Here is a 17,479-nt window from a genome sequence, read left to right on the forward strand (position 1 = left end):
CAATTGTTAAAATCTTTGAGCTGACTCGCACAAGTCAACAAAACATTTACAAATTTGCATCCTCCCGGACCGGGGAGAGATAGCGCGCGCTGAACGCCTCCTGCGGTAAAGCGCAACCGAACAGATGGCCCTGGAGCACCTCGACGCCGGCGGCTTGCAACCAGCGGAACTGGGCCTCGTTCTCCACCCCTTCCGCCACGATACGTAGCGACAGGCCGCGCGCGAGCTGGATCATCGCCGGCACCATGCTGACATCCTCCGGCAGCATATCGATGAATACCTTATCGATTTTCAGGATATCCACCGGCAGGGCCTTCATCTGCTGCAGCTGGTGCAACCCGGCGTAACCCATGCCAAAATCATCCAGCGCAATGCGTACCCCGGCCTCGCGCAGAGGCCGCAACCGCGCCATCACGTCCTGCGGATCGTCCATCCGGCAGCTCTCCGTCACCTCGAGAATTAAGGTACCCGGCGCGATGCGGTAGCGGGCGATCAGCTTCAGCATCTCCTCGCCGCGATCGTGCTCCAGCAGCTGAAGCAGCGAAACATTGACCGACAGCGGCAGCATAATCCCCTGGCTTTGCCAGGCCGCCAGCTGGCGGCAGGCCTCTTCCATCACCCAGTAGCCGACCGGGATAATCAGCCCGCAGGACTCAATGCGCTCAATCAGCGCCGGCGGTAGCGACCAGCTGCCATCCGCCTGCCGCTGACGCAGCAGCACCTCGGCGCCGCAGATCTCGCCGCTGGCGCAGGCCACCTGCGGCTGCAGCCAGATAGCGAACTGCTGGTTGTCGAGGGCGGTCATTATATCGTGCTCTTCCATCAAGCGACGCTGAGCCTTTTCCATCTGCTCGGGATCGAAGAACTCAATCTGGTTTTTACCTTTGCGTCTTGCGGTGACGGCGGCTGACACCGCGCGCCGGTAAAACTGTTCGGCGCTGAGGCCGGGGTGGAACATAGCGATCCCGACGCTGGCGTAGGGTCGCAGCTGCAGACCATGCAGCGGCAAACGTTCATTAATAATAGTGAGCACTTGCTTACTTAACGTCACCGCCTGCCAGGATTCGGCGAGGCCATCGGCGAGAATGGCGAAGTCATAGCCGCTCACCTGGGCCAGCACCATCTGCGGCGGGATCGCGGCGCGCAGCTTCTCCACCAGCGTCAGGAGCAGCATTTCGCGCTGGCTCTCCTTGAGCACGCCGGCGGCGTCCTGCAGGGTTTCACAGGCGACGACGATCAGCGCGGCGCTCTGCGGGCGGGCCACCGTCTGCTCCAGCATCGCCAGCAAAAAGGCTTTATTCGGCAGCTCGGAGACCGGGAAGCGGGTCGACTGGATGGACAGCTCATCATGCTGGCGCACCAGGCTCTGCTGGTTGCGGTTATAGCTGCGCACCAGCATGCCGATCTCGTCGTCATGGTGCAGGCGCGGGAGGGTCAGCTGATGCCCAAGACGCTCCTGCTGGGAGAGATCGTTCAGCTCGCGGGCGATACGCCGCAGAGGGCGAACCATCAGCCGGTTGATGCACCAGGTGAGCGCCACCGTCAACATCAGCACCAGAAGTAAGTAAGCAGTCACTAACGTGGCAAGGGCGCTCATGACGAATTTATACATGCGATAGGAATCGGCCTGCAGCACCAGATAGGCCAGCGGCTGCGGGTTGGCCGGCCGCTCCAGCGAATAAATGGGCAGCGAAATCTGCACCGGCAGCTCAAACAGCCGGGTGATGGTCACCGGCACCGACCGCTCGGGGATAAACCGCATCCGTAACGCCTGGAACTGGTTGGGCAAGACCACATCCGCCCGGCTGACGATGCCAGCAGGCTGGATACGGCTTAAAATAGCTTCCGCTTCCGGAATATCGGCTTTCAGAATAGCCGCCGACAGCGGTTCGCGAACGGATCGCGCGATACTTTCTAACTGCGTGGCCGTGGTAAAGCGACTCTGTTGCACAAAGTGAAACAGCAAAATAGTGCAAAAAACCAATACAAAGGCCATGGACACGCTCGCGACCATCGCCATCTGTTTGATTGTAAGTGAACGGCTGACGCGCAACGGTGTTCTCCACTGATACTGAATGCATACCCGGTATCAATCCTTCAATCCCGGTCGTTTCAGGCTGATTATATACTCAAATCCTTCGCCCACGCCCGCGAGGGATGAAGTGACGGGATATTTCCGCGCGGTGACGCAGACGCCGGAGAGACCTCCCCGGCGGCCGACGGTGGGCAACGCCTCACGAGTATACGCGAAGCGCGCCGTGGAGTGGCGCTCTGTGACGTAATTCAGCCTATTCTGCTACCAGTCGGCGTAAGGCACCAGCGGCTGGGGCGGCATATCCAGATCCCCCTGCCAGCCTGCCGCCGAGTAGCGGACGTAAAGCAGCGCATGGCTCGGGGTATAATCCTTCGCCTGCTGAATATCGACCGCGGCGCCAACGAACCAGTTGCTGGTCACCCGCCGCTCCACCAGCGCTCTGGCGGTGTAACCGAATCCCTGGCTGCTGCTGCCCTGCTCCGTCAGTTCGCTGGCGCGCTGCCGATAGTCGGACGGGATCAGGTTAAGCAGCGGATAGCGGGCCTGCGTTTGGGTACGCGAATGGGACCATGACACCGACCCGCCGAGTTCCCAGGACCAGTTCTCCGTGCGCTGACGCCAGGTCACCGGCACGGCGAAAGAGAGGTACTCCTGCGGGCTGTAATAGCCGCCCTGGCCGAGGGTGTAGCCGCTGAGATCTTTGTCGTAGTGCCAGATCATATTGTTGAGGCCGACGGTAACGCGACGATTATTCTCGTTAATCACCTTGTAGTAGTAGCCGGTCATCCAGCGCACGCGCCAGTTATCCGCCACGTTTTTACCGGTCAGCGAGTCGGCCCCCAGCGAGGACCAGATCCCGTGCGCTTCGCCCCGGTCATAGCTGAGGCTCACACCGCCGCCGTCGGCGCGAACACCGCCCCAGGTGGTGCCGGTATGGCTGTTGCTGTCTTTCTGCCCGCCAAAGGAGAGCAGCGAGCTGGAGATGGGCCGCCGGTGGACGTTGACCGTGTACCCCACCGGCCCGACGTCGCTGCTGTAGCTCAGGCCGCCGACCACATCGACGACATTGAAGCCCATCGGCGTGGTGCCGATATCCCCGCTCCAGGTGTCGTTCTGCCAGCCGACCGCCACGCTGGCCCCGCTGTCGGTCTGATTTTTACTGCCGCTGGTGCAGGCGATCTCCCCGCAGGTGCCCCAGCTGGGCGAGTAGCTCCCGTCGCTGTGAGTGGAAAAGCTGCCGGCATCCATATTGACCAGGTCGGTGCGGAAGAACATCCGGCCATCCGCTAGCGGGGCATCCACCTGCAGCATGGTGGTATGCGCCTTCAGATCGGAATAGCCGCCGGTGCCGCTGGATCCCCAGAAGTCATGTTCCAGGGTGACGTTCAGATCCTGCTGGCGATAAAGGTCGGCGGCATCGCTGCGGATCCCGCGCTTCAGCCAGTCATCCCGGCTGTCGTTGCGCGTCAGCCGGGTAAAGGTATCGTTATCCTGCGGCTGCGCGGGGGTGATGCCGGAGGCCACCATCGCCTCCCGGTAGTGGGTCAGCGCCTGCTGCGGCTCCCCGTTCCGGGTGGCAAAGCGCGCGGCATCGCGCAGCACCAGCGCGCTCTCCATCGAGGGCGGCTGCGCCTTCGCCTGCGGCACAATCTGGTTAAAAATCCGTTGGGCGTCAGCGGTATCGCCAAGGCCAGCTCGCGCCAGGGCGACCCGCCGCTGCATATTCATGGATTCGGCTTCTGCGCCTTTCAGCTGCATGACCTGCGCCCGGGCGGCCGGTTTATCCCCCTCGGCCAGGTAGACTTCCGCAAGGCCGAGGCGCGCATCGCCGTTGTCGGCTTCCTGACGCAGCACCCGCTGATAGTCGGCAATCGCCGTCTGGTTGTCGCCGCGCTGCTGCGCCCAGTCGGCCAGCGTCAGGTCATAGCGTACCGAGGCCGGCTGCTGTTTGATGAGGGCGATCGCCTGCGCTTCCTCGCCGCTGTCGCGCAATTGGTTCGCCTGGCGCAGCACCCGGTCGCTTTGCAGACGCGCCTCCAGTTCACGGATGTTATCCGTCCACGCGCTGCGCGGCAGGGTGGCGATTTGCGCCAGCGCCAGATCGTCCTGGTCGTTCCCCGACAGGTACAGCCCCGAGGCGTATATCCGTTCAGCATCCTGCGGCCGGCGGTTGACCATCGCCCGCATCAGCGCATCGGCTTGCTGGCGTTCGCCGGCGCTGACCAGATCCCGCGCCAGACGATAGGTGATCCACACGCTGTCCGGATCGAGCGCCAGGCGCCGACGCTGGACTTCCGCCGCCTGCGCCCAGTTGCCCTGGCTCTCCAGGGCCTGCGCCTGTTTCTCCAGCCGGTCGTTGGTCAGGCTGCGCTCGATATCATCAATACTGCGCCGCTGGGCAGCAGGAAGGCCGGCGATCCAGGCGCTGGCTTTCTCGGGCGATTCAGCGCGATAGAGGTTGGCCAGGCCGCGCACCGCCAGGTTATTGCCGCGATCCAGGCGCAACGCCTGCTGATAATAGCGCTCCGCCGCCGCCGACTCTTTGCGCGCCGCCGCGACGTCGCCCAGCCCCAGCACGGCATAGCTGTCGGTCCGATCGACCCGCTGCGCCTGGGCATAATAATTCTGCGCCTGCGCAAGCTGACCGGCCTTCAGGGCGTTATCCCCCTGCTTGATCAGCAGCCAGTAGCGGTTGGTTTGCAGCAGGCTGTCCCATTTGCCGCGATTCGGGCTGTCGGGATCCATGGCGATCGCTTTATTGAGCTGGGCCACCGCCCGCGCGCGGTCGCCGCGCTGGGAATAGGCCTGGCCGAGGGCGCCCACCGCATCGCTGTCGCGGCTGTCGGCCTGAACGGCTTTCTGCAGATCCGCAACCGCCTGCGAGGTATTTCCGGATTTGACCGCCGCCAGCCCTTCCGAGCGGGCGCGGAACGTCGGATCCTGCAGCTGCGCCTGCTGCTGGTCGAGCAGGACGCGGGCGTTCGCCGCCACCGAGCCGGTAGGAAACTGCAGCAGGAATTGCTGCAACGCCTGCACGCTGGCCTTGCTCACCGGCATGCTTTTCACCTCGCTGTACCACATATCGGCGGCGATACCGCGTCCTGAGGCCGAGCGGGCCATTTCCGCCAGATAGGCGAACCCTTCCTGCGGTTTGTTATCGGCAAACATCTGCTTCGCCAGCGCCGTCAGCAGGCTGACGTTGCCCGGCGCGCTGGCGTTCAGTTTTTTCAGCTGGCTGACGCCTTCGCTATGACGGGCCGGCAGGCGCGCCACCAGCGTCCAGTATTCAATCGCGGCATCAACATCATCCGGCACGCCGCCGAACAGCTTTTCGTAGGCGGCGATGGCTTCATCGACCTTCCCGGCCACGCCCAGCAGTCGCGCCTGCTGCAGCGCCTGACGACCCTCGCCGGTGTTGCTTTTCATCTCATTGCGCGACGCCTTCAGCTCCGGGGAGTCCGGCGCCAGCTTCGTCAGTCGCTCCAGCTCTTTTTGCGCCCCGGCGGCATCCCCCTGGCGCAGCAGATAGCGCATCCGCGCGGCAATCAGGTCCGGGTTGTTGGGGTCAATCAGCTCCAGACGGTACAGCGACTGGCGCACCAGGTCTTCACGATTGCTGGCCTCGCCGAGGCGCACCTGCTCCAGCAGATGTTCCTGGGCGGGCGTCGTCGCCGCCTGCGCTAACGGCAGCAGCGCAACGCCGAGGGACAGCGTGAGTAAACTTAGTGAGAGCTTGCGCATTCCTGGTTCCAGTCAGGTTGTAATTCGCCACCCGCAGTGAAACGAAAACGGTGTTGATCCCAACCCTGGCCAAACAGCGTCAGGACCGCGCTGTAGTAGGCATCCGCGCCGGGATAGTTATCGGCGACGCGCTGCCGTTGCACCGACCGGGCCTCGTCGTTCTGTAAAAACGGCAGCATCACCGCGGAAAAGCCCACCGGCCCCTGGCCGCTGGTTTTGCCGGTGGCGATATTCACTTTCTCCGGCGGTACCCCCTGCTCCGTGGTCTGCGCCGCCATCGGCGCAAAGCGGGCCAGCAGACGCGCTTTCTGCTTATCGCCGTCATGAAGCATGCCCACCCACAGGTAGACGCGAATCGCGTCATAGCTGCCGATCGGCGGCTTCTCCGTTTTCAGCTGCCAGCCTTTCCCTTTCTCATAGCGCACCCAGTCCGGGGCAAAGCCTTTCGGTGCGGTCTCCAGCAGCAGACGCAGGTTAGTATCGCGCAGGGCAGGCCACGGCGCGCCAAAACGCACAAAATAGGTGGCCAGCTGCGGTGGAAGATAGCTGGGGTTAAACCGCCAGCCGCTGTCATCGGCAAAACCGACTTTTCCCGGCAGCAGCATCGTGCCAAGGCCCGGCACCGCCACCGTCTCTTCATCGACAATCCGCGCCAGCAGCGCTTTCCCGGTCTCGGTGTACTGCGGCTGCTGCCACAGGCGCCCCGCCTCCAGCAGCGCCCAGGCTATCCACAGATCTGAGTCGGATGCCGAATTGCTGTCCAGCAGCGTCCACTGCTCGTCGTCCTTTTTCCCCCACAGCCAGCCCGGCAGATGCTGCCGCAGGTCGCCCTCCGCCAGGTTGTTCTGCGTCCAGGTCAGCAGCTTGTCGAACCCCGCGCGATCGTTGGCCGCCAGGGCAAAGAACAGGCCATAGCTCTGTCCTTCGGAAGTGGAAATTTTGCGCGCATCGCTGGGGTCGATCACCCGCCCCTCGGGGCTGACGTAGGCTTGCTTAAACTGCTCCCAGGCGGGCCACTGGCAGGCGGCGCTCGCCTGGCCCGCCGCCAGCACCAGCGCGGAGAGCACCGCGCCGCAAAGTACTTTCATCATCGTTTACTCATCATCCAGGCTAAGGCGGCGGCGGCTGATAATGCGCAGCATGCGCCACAGCACCCACGCCAGCAGCACGATACTGACCGCGGCGAAGATCGCCAGCAGTATCGGGTGGTTAGAGAGCGCGAACCAGATGCGCTCGAACCAGGGCAGATGGCCGACATAGTAAACATCGCCCACCCGCAGGCTGTTGACGCCGGATTCGCGGATCACCGCCACCGAGCCAAACATCGCCGCCCGCTTACCACTGTCGTTGAGGGCGTTGGTTAGCAGTTCATTACCGCGTGGGCTGTCGGCCAGCAGGGCCACCACGCTGCGCTGATCGTTGTAGGGCGACTGGAAGCCAATCACCGCCGCCATCGGTCCGGAAGAAGTGATGTCGGTGCGGGTGTTGGGCGTGCGGGCCTCATCATCGGGATAAATGCTCGCCAGGTCGTAATGACGCATCGGCATTTTCACCCAGCTTTTGGTCGCCTCGACCAGCAGGTTGATTTTGGTATCGTCCTTGAGGGACGAGGGGATCGCGCCGATCAGCAGCAGATCCGCATCTTTATTCTTGATCTGGTTGCCATCGTCAGTCATTTGCAGATTAATCGCCGCCAGGCCGGTCTGCGAACCGATGCCGCCCAGCGCCTGCAGCAGCGTCGCCACCTGGCCCTGGGTCGGCGCCTTCGGCACCACCACCATGGTGTCGGCGAGGTCCGCCATACGGCTGTAAGGGAAGCCGGCATTGGCGAAGACGCGCAGGTCCGGTAGAGCAATAAAGTGATAATACTTCGAGAAGTCGATGGTCGAATCGTCGCCGATCACCACATGGTTCTGCACCGGCTGGAAGGTAATACAGTTGTCGATAGAGCCGCCGGGCATCGGGTTCATGTACTGGAAGTCAAAGCGCAGCTGGTTCACCGCCCCAAGACGCAGCGCGGGTATGGTAACCTCCGATTTGCCGTCCAGCAGCCCCTGCAGCACCGGCAGGCGCAGGATCAGTTTGTTCACATCCTGCGAGCTGTTAAGGCTGAACGACTGCAGGAACTGGTCGTTAAGGCTGATATCCATCCGCGAGCTATCCTTCACCGGCGGCATGGTATAGCGGTATTTCAGATCCATATCGATGCCGTTGGCCCGCAGCAGATAGAGATCCGGCGGCAGGTTAAGCGCCACGGTGATGGCATCCGGCACCAGCCCGCTGGACTGCAGCTGTTGCTCATAGGTTTTCAGCTCAGCAAAGGTGACCGAGCGGTCGGTGCGCACCCAGTTTGGCGCATCGTATGGCTGCCGCGGCTGCAGGGTTTTGATGCCGTCCACGGTGACGCTGCTGCCGCGGAACAGAATATTGCCCTGGGCAATCCCCTTCGCCGCCAGCAGCAGGTCTTTATCATCGCGGCCGAAAATAACCAGCAGCTTGACGTAAGGATCGTTCGGGTTGTCGATCATTTCGATGGTCGGCGCGTTGACCGGCGGATGATCGCGCAGGAAATCCGGACGCTTGTCGTTGGTGGCGAAGACAATGGCGTTACGATCCGGCAGTTCGTTGAAATAGACCGGGAACTGCTGGCCGCGCCAGCCGGCCTTGCTGCCGAACCATGAAGCGATAATCGCCGCCGCCTGCTGCTGGGCCACCGCCGGCGAGCCCGGGAAAATCATCGGCAGCGTCAGCGGGCGGTTGTCGCGCGGATCGTAGAACGGTACCGGGAAGTGCGACAGATCGTTATGCACCTTCAGCGGCTGGTAGGTGAGATCCAGATAGCTTTCGCGCCCGACGTCCAGCCATAGCGTGCTGCTGGCCGGGTTTTCGCAGACATCGCGGTAGTGGCCGACAAACTCCAGCCGTATACGGTTGAAGTCGGTGATATACAGCGGGTCAATCGGCAGCTGCGCGCGGATCTTTTTCCCCAGCTGCTCTTTGGTGACGGGCAGGACGCCCATCAGCTCATCGTTGAGATAGACTTTCAGCTGCGACTGCACGGGCAGCAGCGAGGGCGACGGGGTGTATTCCAGATTGAGCAGCGCGTTAGCGACCAGCTCATCGCTACGCATGCCGAATTCAACCGAGGCGTCAGGCCGTGAGCCGCGCAGCACAATGCTGCCCGGAGGCGGCGCGATGGTGGCAAAGGTCAGCTTCACCTCCCGCTGCGGGACGTTCTCGGCGACCACCGCCGGAGCGGTCGGTTCGGCGAGGGTTGCCGTCGGCTCGCCTGTCGTCACCGGCGCGAGCGGGGAGGCCGCCTGCGGCTGAACGCCAGGGGCCGGATTCACCACGGTGGCCGGCGCCGCGTAAGAGGCCAGCGGATACCAGCTGCACATGCCCACCGCTACTGCACACATCCAGGAAAGTTTTCTTTTCATCGCATTATCATCATTGTTGAGCCATTGCCGGGTCTGCGGAGAGCGTCGGCGCGGCGCGTTCAGGGCGTCGGGGTACAAACGACACTATCCATGCCACCAGCGAGGTGAGCGCGCGGAAAACCACCTTCACCGACGGCGGCGAAAACTCCGCCAGGTGACGATAGCCACGGAACCCCAGCTTGAGGATATCCAGCAGGCTTTCCATCGGCTTGTCTTCCGGGAAGCTATCCTGCCAAAGCGCCCACGTATCGGCGCGGGCAAACGTACACTGCACAAAATCGATATGCTGCTGGTTGGTCAACGGCAGCAGCTGCAATCCCACTTCGCTGCCGTTGACCCGCGCGACCCGCACCGGGAAGGCATACTCCTGCTGTCCCCGTTTGAGCAGCAGCCTGGCGTTCTGCCCCTCCAACACCTGAGCGTCGCCGTGAATTTTGATCCCCAGCCCACCGTCGGAATAGTCGTGAACGGTGCAGGAGAACAGATGGCCATCTTCGCGGGCAATTGCCGCCGGCATGCTCATTTCGACACGATGCGACCGGCGGACCTGCTTGCTTTCGACCGAGACCGCCACCGCGCCGCCAAGAATAATCAGGTTGTAGAACACCCAGACAATACTCACCCAGACGGTGAGAATTTCGTTTTCCGGGCCGTACATAAAGCGCCAGATCCCCACCGCGACGCCGACCAGGTTGAGCAGCACAAGGTAGATATAGGGCCGGGAGATCACCCAGTCGACATACTCCTCTTCCACCAGTCCGCCCTTCGCGGTGACGTTGAATTTGCCTTTATGCGGATTAATCAGCGCCACAAAGGTGGGCGGCGCGATATACCAGGCGAGCACCGTCTCGTAGATTTCACTCCAGAACGAATGGCGATATTTGCCCTGAATCTTCGAGTTGGTCAGGCTGGCGTGGATCATATGCGGCAACACGAATAGCGCGATCATCAGCGCTGGCGCATAAATGATATAGGCATGGAGCAGCAAAAAGGCCAGCGGCGCCGTGAGGAAGATGAGGCGCGGAATACCGGAGAGAAAGTGAAGCATGGCGTTGGCGTAGCAGACGCGCTGTACCAGCTTCAGGCCTTTGCCAAACAGCGGATTATCGAGGCGGAATATCTGCACCATCCCGCGCGCCCAGCGGATGCGCTGGCCGATATGCGCGGATAAACTCTCCGTCGCCAGCCCCGCCGCCTGCGGAATACGCATATAGGCGGAGGTGTAACCCCGCCGGTGCAGGCGCAGCGAGGTGTGGGCATCTTCGGTCACCGTTTCGACGGCGATTCCGCCGATCTCATCCAGCGGGCCACGGCGAATCACGGCGCAGGAGCCGCAGAAGAAGGTGGCGTCCCACATATCGTTCCCGTCCTGCACCAGGCCGTAGAATAGCGTCCCTTCGTTCGGCGTTTTGCGAAAACGACCAAGGTTGCGCTCGAAGGGATCGGGCGAGAAGAAGTGGTGCGGGGTCTGCATCATCGCTAGCTCTTTCTCTTTCAGGAACCAGCCCATGGTCATCTGCAGAAACGAGCGCGTCGGCACATGGTCGCAGTCAAAGATCGAGACGAACTCCCCTTTGGCGTATTTCAGCGCATTGTTGATGTTGCCGGCTTTGGCGTGCTCATGGCTGGTACGGGCGATATAGTGCACCCCGACATCTTTGGCAAACTGGCGAAACGCTTCCCGTCCGCCGTCGTCGAGGATCCAGATGTTCAGCTTGTCCTTCGGCCAGTCGATGCCCTGCGAGGCGTAGATGGTGTTTTTCACCACGTTGAGATCTTCGTTGTAGGTGGGGACGAAGATGTCCACCGTCGGCCACAGATCCATATCCTCCGGCAGCGGCACCGGTTGGCGGTTCAACGGCCAGACCACCTGGAAGTAGCCCAGCACCAGCACCACCCAGGCGTAGGTCTCAGCGAACAGCAAAATAATCCCGCACACCAGGCTTACCGGGTCGTTCCAGTTCAGCGTCGAGGTATAGCGCCACCAGATATAGCGGCACGAGACCGTCAGCGACAGCACGATCAGCATCAGCGCCGAGAAGCGGCCGGGGATGCGCCGCACCAGCAGCGCCACGCCCCACAGCAGCATCAGGAAGATAAACTGCGACAGCGGGTTAAAAGGCTGCGTAATACACATCAGCGCCAGCACCAGCGAGCAGCAGGTCACCCCCCCAAGGATCGCCCGGCGCAGTTTGGGATTGAGGTGCGCCAGCTCTTTCTGTTTATCCAGATGACCGGTGCGGGCGTTGACCTGCTCAGGCAATTTTTCCAGCCACTGCGTATAGCGACCGTGCACACCTTCCAGCGCCGCCAGCGAACGCCAGTTGACCTTTTTCTCCGGCTCCGGCACGCGCGTTGTCAGTAACCACAGGGATTGCAGCAGGTAGCGCAGCGGATCCAGCGGACGTGGCCGATGCGGATTAATATGGGGGAAATAGGTGTCATGGTGCGCCAGAATCGCCTGCCATCGCGGCGTCTCCAGCGGCATTAGCGCCCAGACCAGCGATGCCCACAGGCAGCCAAGCGACGCCGACAGCCATGAGGCGCCATGCTGCCGGTAGTCGTCATAGCGCGCGCGCAGCCGTTCCCCCACCGGCGGGGCCAGCAGCAGCGTGCTGAGGCGGATCATGCCGGCCTCCCGCCGGCATAGTGGATCAGACACCAGTTCGCCAGGGTCAGTACCTCTTCCGCCGCCAGAGAGTCCTGGCGATACTCCCCAAGGGGCTGCTTCGCCGCCAGGCACTCGGCCATCGCCTCGTCGCGATGAATGGTCACCGGCAGGATGCGCGGCTGGCTCTCGAGCCACAGCTGGTAGAGATCTTCCTGCAGCTGGCTGCCGACCCGCAGATCGTTAATCAGAATATCGCTGTTGGCCGGAAAGGGCTGCTGGTGCAAACGGATATGGCTGTTGGCGTCGGGATGGACCACCACCAGCGAGCGGTCGCAGAGCGTCAGCAGCTCGCGGGTCAACGGCGAATAGCCCGCCGGCAGATCCAGCAGTAGCCAGCGGTACTGCCCCTGCAGCTGCAGTACGGCCTCCGTCATCGCCCCCAGGGTGGGCTGCAGCTGGTCGACGTTTTCTCTTTCGCCCGCGCTGAGCTGGCCAAACGGCAGCAGATCGATATGCTGCGTATAGCGCAGACCCGCGTCGCGCCAGTCCCGGCCATCGAGCAGCGCCCGCGCCCAGCCGTCCTGATGATGGATGTCGGTATTGAAGAAAAAACGCAGCATATTATCCGGGCTGGCGTCGATCGCAAGCACCGTTTCACCGAGCAATTGCAGCGCCCAGGCGAGTGCAGCCGTAATGGACGTGACGCCAGTCCCCCCTCGCACGCCCTGTAATCCCAGAATAGCCATCTCCGGCTTCCTTATTTTTTCTCTGCAAACTCTGCCAGCAGCGGCCAGCGCTTCAGCGCCGCGTTCAGCTGTTCGCGCCTGGAAATATCATGATAATCAATATCCGGCAGGGAAAATGCCCGGCTAAGCGCCAGAAAATCATTTTGAAAGGTGTACCCCAGCGTGGCGTCCGTGGGTACCGCAGGATCTTTTGCTGGCATATCTCTGTCCGTTCGAAATTTATTATTAAACCAGAGGACGTATACAGCGCATCCTTAAAAAGCAGGTGTACATGCTAAAACTGATGACCTTTAATTTCAATGTTAGGTTTACTCTGTCAGTTTCGCTAGTAAACTTATCCAGTGTGAATCAGGGCGCACGAGGGATGCCGTGGATAGTGTATTTACTTTGGGTATTTCATCATTATGGGATGAAGTGTGCCATATGCCGGTCGGCGGGGTATGGTGGCTCAACGTTGACCGTTATGCCGATGCCGTCAGTCTATTTAATCAGACGCTGGCCACGCAGGCGAAAAACAGCAAGGTTGCCGCGCTGGTGATGGGGAATAAACCAAATGATATCATTTCATTAGAACACATTCACGGCCCGGATAATATTGCACTGTTTACCCTGCCGAATCGTCCGGAGGCGCTGGAAGAAATACATCGCGACTTGGTCTGCTCCCTCGAACCTGGCAATTATTTATTTATTCTGCTATGTGCTGAAAATGCCTGGCAAAATATAAATAACGAAAAGTTATGCGCCTGGGTGGAAAAGACCAGCCGCTGGGCGCAATATCATCGCTGCGCATTCTTAGCGATCAATTCCGCGCAGGATATTGATCGGCAGCTGACTCCCTTATTACGTGAGTACCGCTCCCTTTCCGGACTGGCAAGTATTCGTTACCAGGGCGACCGGCATATCTTTGATATTGCCTGGTGGGGAAGCGATAAGGGCATCAGCGCCCAGCAGCAGCTGATGGTGCAACATGATGACGCCGGCTGGCGATTAGCGCAGGACGCTGAAACCAGCGTGCAGCCGCGCAGCGATGAAAAAGCGATCCTCAGCAATGTGCGCGTGCTGGAAGGTGCCCCGCCGCTGTCGGAATACTGGACCCTGTTTGACACCAACGACGAGGTCTTCAACGCCGGGCGCACCGCGCAAGCGGCGACGATCCTCTTCTCCATTACCCAAAATACGCAAATTGAACAGCTGGGCCGCTATATTCATACCCTGCGCCGTCAGCGCGGCACGGCGCTGAAAATTATTGTCCGCGAACAAACCCCCAGCCTGCGCGCGACTGATGAGCGGCTGCTGCTGAGCAGCGGCGCCAGCCTGGTGATCCCTAACAGCGCGTCGCTTTCCCGCTGCCTGACGCTGATTGAAAGCGTTCAGAACCAAAAGTTCTCCCGCCATATCCCGGAAGATTTTGCCACCCTGCTGACCTGGAGCCAGCCGTTAAAACTGCGCGGCTATCAGAAATGGGACGCCTTTTGCGAAGCGGTGCACAACGTGATGACCAATACCCTGCTGCCGGCCGACAGCAAAGGCGTGATGGTGGCCCTGCGCCCGGCGCCGGGGCTGCGCGTTGAGCAGGCGCTGACGTTATGCAAACCCAACCGGATGGGCGACATCATGACCATCGGCAATAACCGGCTGGTGCTGTTCTTGTCGTTTTGCCGGATCAATGACCTCGATACCGCGCTAAACCACATTTTCCCGCTGCCGACCGGCGATATTTTTTCTAACCGCATGGTGTGGTTTGAAGACAAACAGATTCTCTCGGAAATTGTGATCATGCGCGGCATCGAGCCGGCGCGCTGGAATACGCCGCTGCCTCTCACGGTCGGTAAAAACGAGACCATCAACGCCACCCATGATGGACGCCACTGGCGACGCTACCCCGAACCACACCGGTTAACCACCCGTGAGGAGCAAGCCTGATGATGTCTATCGCCGATATTCTGCAACTGGTGGTGCTCTGCGCCCTGCTGTTTTTTCCGCTGGGCTACCTGACGCGCCACTATCAGCGCCGGATCCGCACGACGTTAAGACTGATGTTCTTTAAACCCCGTTACGTGAAACCGGCAGGGGTATTACGCCGGGGAACAACGGTTAAGCAAGGCAAAGCGAACAAATGACAAATAAAAAAACGACCGCGGCACCGCTTCCGCTCTGGCAGTACTGGCGCGGCCTTGGCGGCTGGAACTTCTACTTTCTGGTCAAGTTTGCCCTGCTGTGGGCCGGGTATCTCAATTTTCACCCGATGCTTAACCTGGTGTTTCTCGCCTTTCTGCTGGTGCCGATCCCGCGCGAAAAGCTGCACCGCATCCGCCACTGGATCGCCATTCCGCTGGGATTCGCGCTGTTCTGGCACGATACCTGGCTGCCCGGGCCAGAGTCGATTTTTAGCCAGGGATCGCAAATCGCCGGCTTCAGCGCCAGCTATATCTGGGATCTGATTGTCCGCTTTATCAACTGGAGCATGGTCGGCGCCTTCTTTGTTTTACTGGTGCTGTGGCTGTTTATCAGCCAGTGGCTGCGCGTTACCGTGTTTGTCTCCGCGATGGTCGTCTGGCAGGCGGTCAGTCCGCTGCTGCCGGCCTTTACCATTTGGCCTGCCGGTCAGCCCACCACTGCCGCCGCCACCGCGCCGGCCAACGTCGGGACCAACGCCGCCGCTGGCGCCGCGTCCAGCCCGGCCAGCAGCGATATTCCGCCGCAGACCGAACCGCCGACCTCGGCCAACCTCACCAACTGGCTGAACGGTTTCTATGCCGCCGAGCAGAAGCGCAAGACACCGTTTCCGGACCAGCTGCCGGCGGATGCGCAGCCGTTTGACCTGCTGGTGATCAATATCTGCTCGCTCTCCTGGTCGGATATTGAAGCCGCCGGGCTGATGGACCACCCGCTGTGGAAGCATTTCGATATCGTCTTCAAAAACTTTAACTCAGCGACCTCCTACAGCGGACCTGCGGCGGTGCGTCTGCTGCGCGCCAGCTGCGGCCAGCTGTCGCATACCAACCTGTATCAGCCATCCGGCGCCGATTGCTACCTGTTTGAAAACCTGGCGAAACTCGGCTTCAACCAGCAGTTGATGCTCGGCCACAACGGCCTGTTCGGCGACTTCCTAAAAGAGCTGCGTTCGCTGGGCGGCATGCAGAGCCCGCTGATGGACCAGAGAGGTCTGCCGGTCAGCCTGCAGGCATTTGATGGCTCGCCAGTGTATGAGGATCTCGCGGTTCTCAACCGCTGGCTGAAGACCGAAGAGGCCAGCAGCAATCCGCGGAGCGCCACGTTCTATAACACCCTGCCGCTGCATGACGGCAATCACTTCCCGGGACAAAGCAAAACCGCGGACTACAAAGTGCGGGCGCAGAAGCTGTTTGACGACCTGGATAACTTCTTCACCGAACTGGAAAAATCGGGGCGTAAGGTGATGGTGGTGGTGGTGCCGGAACACGGCGGCGCGCTGAAGGGCGATAAGATGCAGGTGTCTGGCCTGCGGGATATCCCGAGCCCGTCGATCACTAACGTCCCGACGGCGGTGAAATTCTTCGGCATGAAGGCGCCGCATGAAGGCGCGCCAATTATCATCGATCAGCCCAGCAGCTACCTGGCGGTGTCGGAGCTGGTGGTGCGCGCCCTCGACGGCAAAATGTTCAGCGAAGACAGCGTCAACTGGCAGCAGTATGTCGCCAACCTGCCGCAGAGCGCGGCGGTGTCCGAAAACGCCAACGCCATCGTTATCCAGTATCAGGGCAAGCCTTATGTCCAGTTGAATGGCGGCAGTTGGGTGCCTTATCCGCAATAAGCGACAAGGCCGCCTATTCTGGCGGCCTTACATCGTGAGACGTTCCTGCTCTTTTCTCTCAGCCCGCAGGATACGGGCTGAGAAACCTGCAAAGCCATCACAGCGCTAGCGCTGATCCTGTTTCGCCAGCCAGACCAGCAGCTTGAGGCTGGCGGAGTAATAATCATCCTTGTCGTCAATCTGCGGCGCTTCCAGCGGTTCGCCAAGCGTTAAATCACGCACCGCCAGCAGGCCGCCGGCCATATTCCACGGGGCGACCTCGTTGGTGCTAACGTTGATCCACGCCGGAGTTTGCAGGCGCGGGTAACTCTGCATCCAGGCTTTCCACGGTGCGAGCAAGGCGCTGTGCGGATCGACCCACGAGATATACAGCGGGATACGGATCGCATCGAAACTCATCCGCGGCGGCCACTCTTTGGCCGGCAGCATCTTGCCATCCGCCCGCAGCGCCACCCAGTCGCTGGGCAGATGCGATTTCCCCCAGCCCATCTGCCCCAGCAGCGCCTGCCCGTCACTCTGCAATGTCCGCCAGGCGGTCAGGTGCGTCCGCTCCGCAAAGGCCCGCCAGGCCGGGAAGATGAAATAGGAGGGGTTAAGGTTCAGGTGGTCGTTGCGGTTAAACCCCTTCACGCCCGGGAGCATCACCTGGCGACCGGCGAAAGTCACCACCGTATATTTCAGCAGGGAGGCGGTGATGGCATCGGAGGCCGTGGCGTAGCGCTTGTCCTGCCACTGCTTTTGCGCGCGCAGCAGCGCCCAGGCGATCAGGGTATCGCCATCGGTGGCGTTGTTTTTATCGGCGATCGGGTCCGGCGCCACCGGGTTATAGCGCCAGTAAAACAGCCCGTTAGACTTGTCGCGCAGGGTGCTGTCTGTCCACTGCCACAGCTTGTCGAACGCCGGGCGATCGTTATTCGCCACCGCCAGGAGCATGGCGAAGCCCTGGCCTTCCGTATGCGACACATTGCCATTGGCGGTATCAATGATACGGCCGTCCGGCATCATAAAACGGGCCTTATAACGCTCCCAGGCCGTATCCGCCCACGCCCGGGGCACCAGCATTACTGCCGTTGTCACTATCACCGCCACTAAAGCACGCAGGGGCATAAATTC

Annotated in this window: 11 protein-coding genes; 3 read left to right on the forward strand and 8 right to left on the reverse strand. The window is 61.1% G+C overall.

Going from position 1 to position 17,479, the window contains the following annotated elements; all coding sequences use genetic code 11:
* Positions 1-46 precede the first annotated feature (46 nt).
* From hmsP to bcsR, 7 genes are all read right to left on the reverse strand, one after another.
* A complete protein-coding gene (gene hmsP, locus ACLH1I_RS23420) occupies positions 47-2,053 on the reverse strand; it encodes a biofilm formation regulator HmsP (RefSeq protein WP_004204968.1) in 2,007 nt (668 codons plus the stop codon).
* A gap of 243 nt (positions 2,054-2,296) precedes the next feature.
* A complete protein-coding gene (bcsC, locus tag ACLH1I_RS23425; protein ID WP_064183535.1) occupies positions 2,297-5,776 on the reverse strand; it encodes a cellulose synthase complex outer membrane protein BcsC in 3,480 nt (1,159 codons plus the stop codon).
* The gene (bcsZ, locus tag ACLH1I_RS23430) at positions 5,758-6,867 is read right to left on the reverse strand and encodes a cellulose synthase complex periplasmic endoglucanase BcsZ (RefSeq protein WP_064178573.1); all 1,110 of its coding nucleotides are present in this window, start codon (positions 6,865-6,867) and stop codon (positions 5,758-5,760) included. The genes bcsC and bcsZ overlap by 19 nt, the downstream gene beginning before the upstream one ends.
* A 3-nt stretch (positions 6,868-6,870) precedes the next feature.
* Positions 6,871-9,216: a cellulose biosynthesis cyclic di-GMP-binding regulatory protein BcsB gene (gene bcsB, locus ACLH1I_RS23435; RefSeq protein WP_198080014.1), complete on the reverse strand. Its 2,346-nt coding sequence runs from the start codon at positions 9,214-9,216 to the stop codon at positions 6,871-6,873.
* A 10-nt stretch (positions 9,217-9,226) separates the two neighbouring features.
* The gene (gene bcsA, locus ACLH1I_RS23440; protein ID WP_004204973.1) at positions 9,227-11,845 is read right to left on the reverse strand and encodes a UDP-forming cellulose synthase catalytic subunit; all 2,619 of its coding nucleotides are present in this window, start codon (positions 11,843-11,845) and stop codon (positions 9,227-9,229) included.
* The gene (bcsQ, locus tag ACLH1I_RS23445) at positions 11,842-12,573 is read right to left on the reverse strand and encodes a cellulose biosynthesis protein BcsQ (RefSeq protein WP_004204974.1); all 732 of its coding nucleotides are present in this window, start codon (positions 12,571-12,573) and stop codon (positions 11,842-11,844) included. Before bcsQ ends, bcsA begins: the two co-directional genes overlap by 4 nt.
* An 11-nt stretch (positions 12,574-12,584) precedes the next feature.
* Positions 12,585-12,773 (reverse strand): cellulose biosynthesis protein BcsR, encoded by a 189-nt coding sequence (bcsR, locus tag ACLH1I_RS23450; RefSeq protein WP_002921513.1) that lies wholly within the window; start codon positions 12,771-12,773, stop codon positions 12,585-12,587.
* 169 nt (positions 12,774-12,942) lie between these two features.
* On the opposite strand from bcsR, the gene bcsE reads away from it, so the two are divergent.
* Genes bcsE through bcsG form a run of 3 tightly spaced genes read left to right on the forward strand, consistent with a single transcriptional unit; the run spans position 12,943 to position 16,366 of the window.
* Positions 12,943-14,496 carry a cellulose biosynthesis protein BcsE gene (bcsE, locus tag ACLH1I_RS23455; RefSeq protein WP_017900009.1) on the forward strand — a complete coding sequence of 518 codons (1,554 nt, stop codon included), beginning with the start codon at positions 12,943-12,945 and terminating at the stop codon, positions 14,494-14,496.
* Complete coding sequence (gene bcsF, locus ACLH1I_RS23460) at positions 14,496-14,693, forward strand: cellulose biosynthesis protein BcsF (protein ID WP_004204976.1); 198 nt, start codon at positions 14,496-14,498, stop codon at positions 14,691-14,693. Before bcsE ends, bcsF begins: the two co-directional genes overlap by 1 nt.
* Positions 14,690-16,366, forward strand: coding sequence for a cellulose biosynthesis protein BcsG (gene bcsG / locus ACLH1I_RS23465; protein WP_198080012.1), 1,677 nt, complete (start codon positions 14,690-14,692; stop codon positions 16,364-16,366). The genes bcsF and bcsG overlap by 4 nt, the downstream gene beginning before the upstream one ends.
* A gap of 105 nt (positions 16,367-16,471) precedes the next feature.
* Here the strand turns inward: bcsG and ACLH1I_RS23470 are convergent, their stop codons facing one another.
* Entirely contained in the window at positions 16,472-17,473 is a 1,002-nt protein-coding gene (locus ACLH1I_RS23470) for a glycosyl hydrolase family 8 (protein ID WP_004204978.1), read from the reverse strand.
* Positions 17,474-17,479 lie beyond the last annotated feature (6 nt).

Origin of the sequence: Klebsiella sp. 1SOBk10mer (genome assembly GCF_046602535.1) — a bacterium.
Lineage (GTDB): Bacteria > Pseudomonadota > Gammaproteobacteria > Enterobacterales > Enterobacteriaceae > Klebsiella > Klebsiella quasipneumoniae.

Bases quoted from the DNA above. Each gene is read 5' to 3' on its own strand.
- bcsG (WP_198080012.1), top strand. From the start codon at position 14,690: ATGACAAATAAAAAAACGACCGCGGCACCGCTTCCGCTCTGGCAGTAC.
- bcsC (WP_064183535.1), bottom strand. From the start codon at position 5,776: ATGCGCAAGCTCTCACTAAGTTTACTCACGCTGTCCCTCGGCGTTGCG.
- bcsB (WP_198080014.1), bottom strand. From the start codon at position 9,216: ATGAAAAGAAAACTTTCCTGGATGTGTGCAGTAGCGGTGGGCATGTGC.
- bcsZ (WP_064178573.1), bottom strand. From the start codon at position 6,867: ATGATGAAAGTACTTTGCGGCGCGGTGCTCTCCGCGCTGGTGCTGGCG.
- ACLH1I_RS23470 (WP_004204978.1), bottom strand. From the start codon at position 17,473: ATGCCCCTGCGTGCTTTAGTGGCGGTGATAGTGACAACGGCAGTAATG.
- bcsF (WP_004204976.1), top strand. From the start codon at position 14,496: ATGATGTCTATCGCCGATATTCTGCAACTGGTGGTGCTCTGCGCCCTG.
- bcsA (WP_004204973.1), bottom strand. From the start codon at position 11,845: ATGATCCGCCTCAGCACGCTGCTGCTGGCCCCGCCGGTGGGGGAACGG.
- bcsQ (WP_004204974.1), bottom strand. From the start codon at position 12,573: ATGGCTATTCTGGGATTACAGGGCGTGCGAGGGGGGACTGGCGTCACG.
- bcsR (WP_002921513.1), bottom strand. From the start codon at position 12,773: ATGCCAGCAAAAGATCCTGCGGTACCCACGGACGCCACGCTGGGGTAC.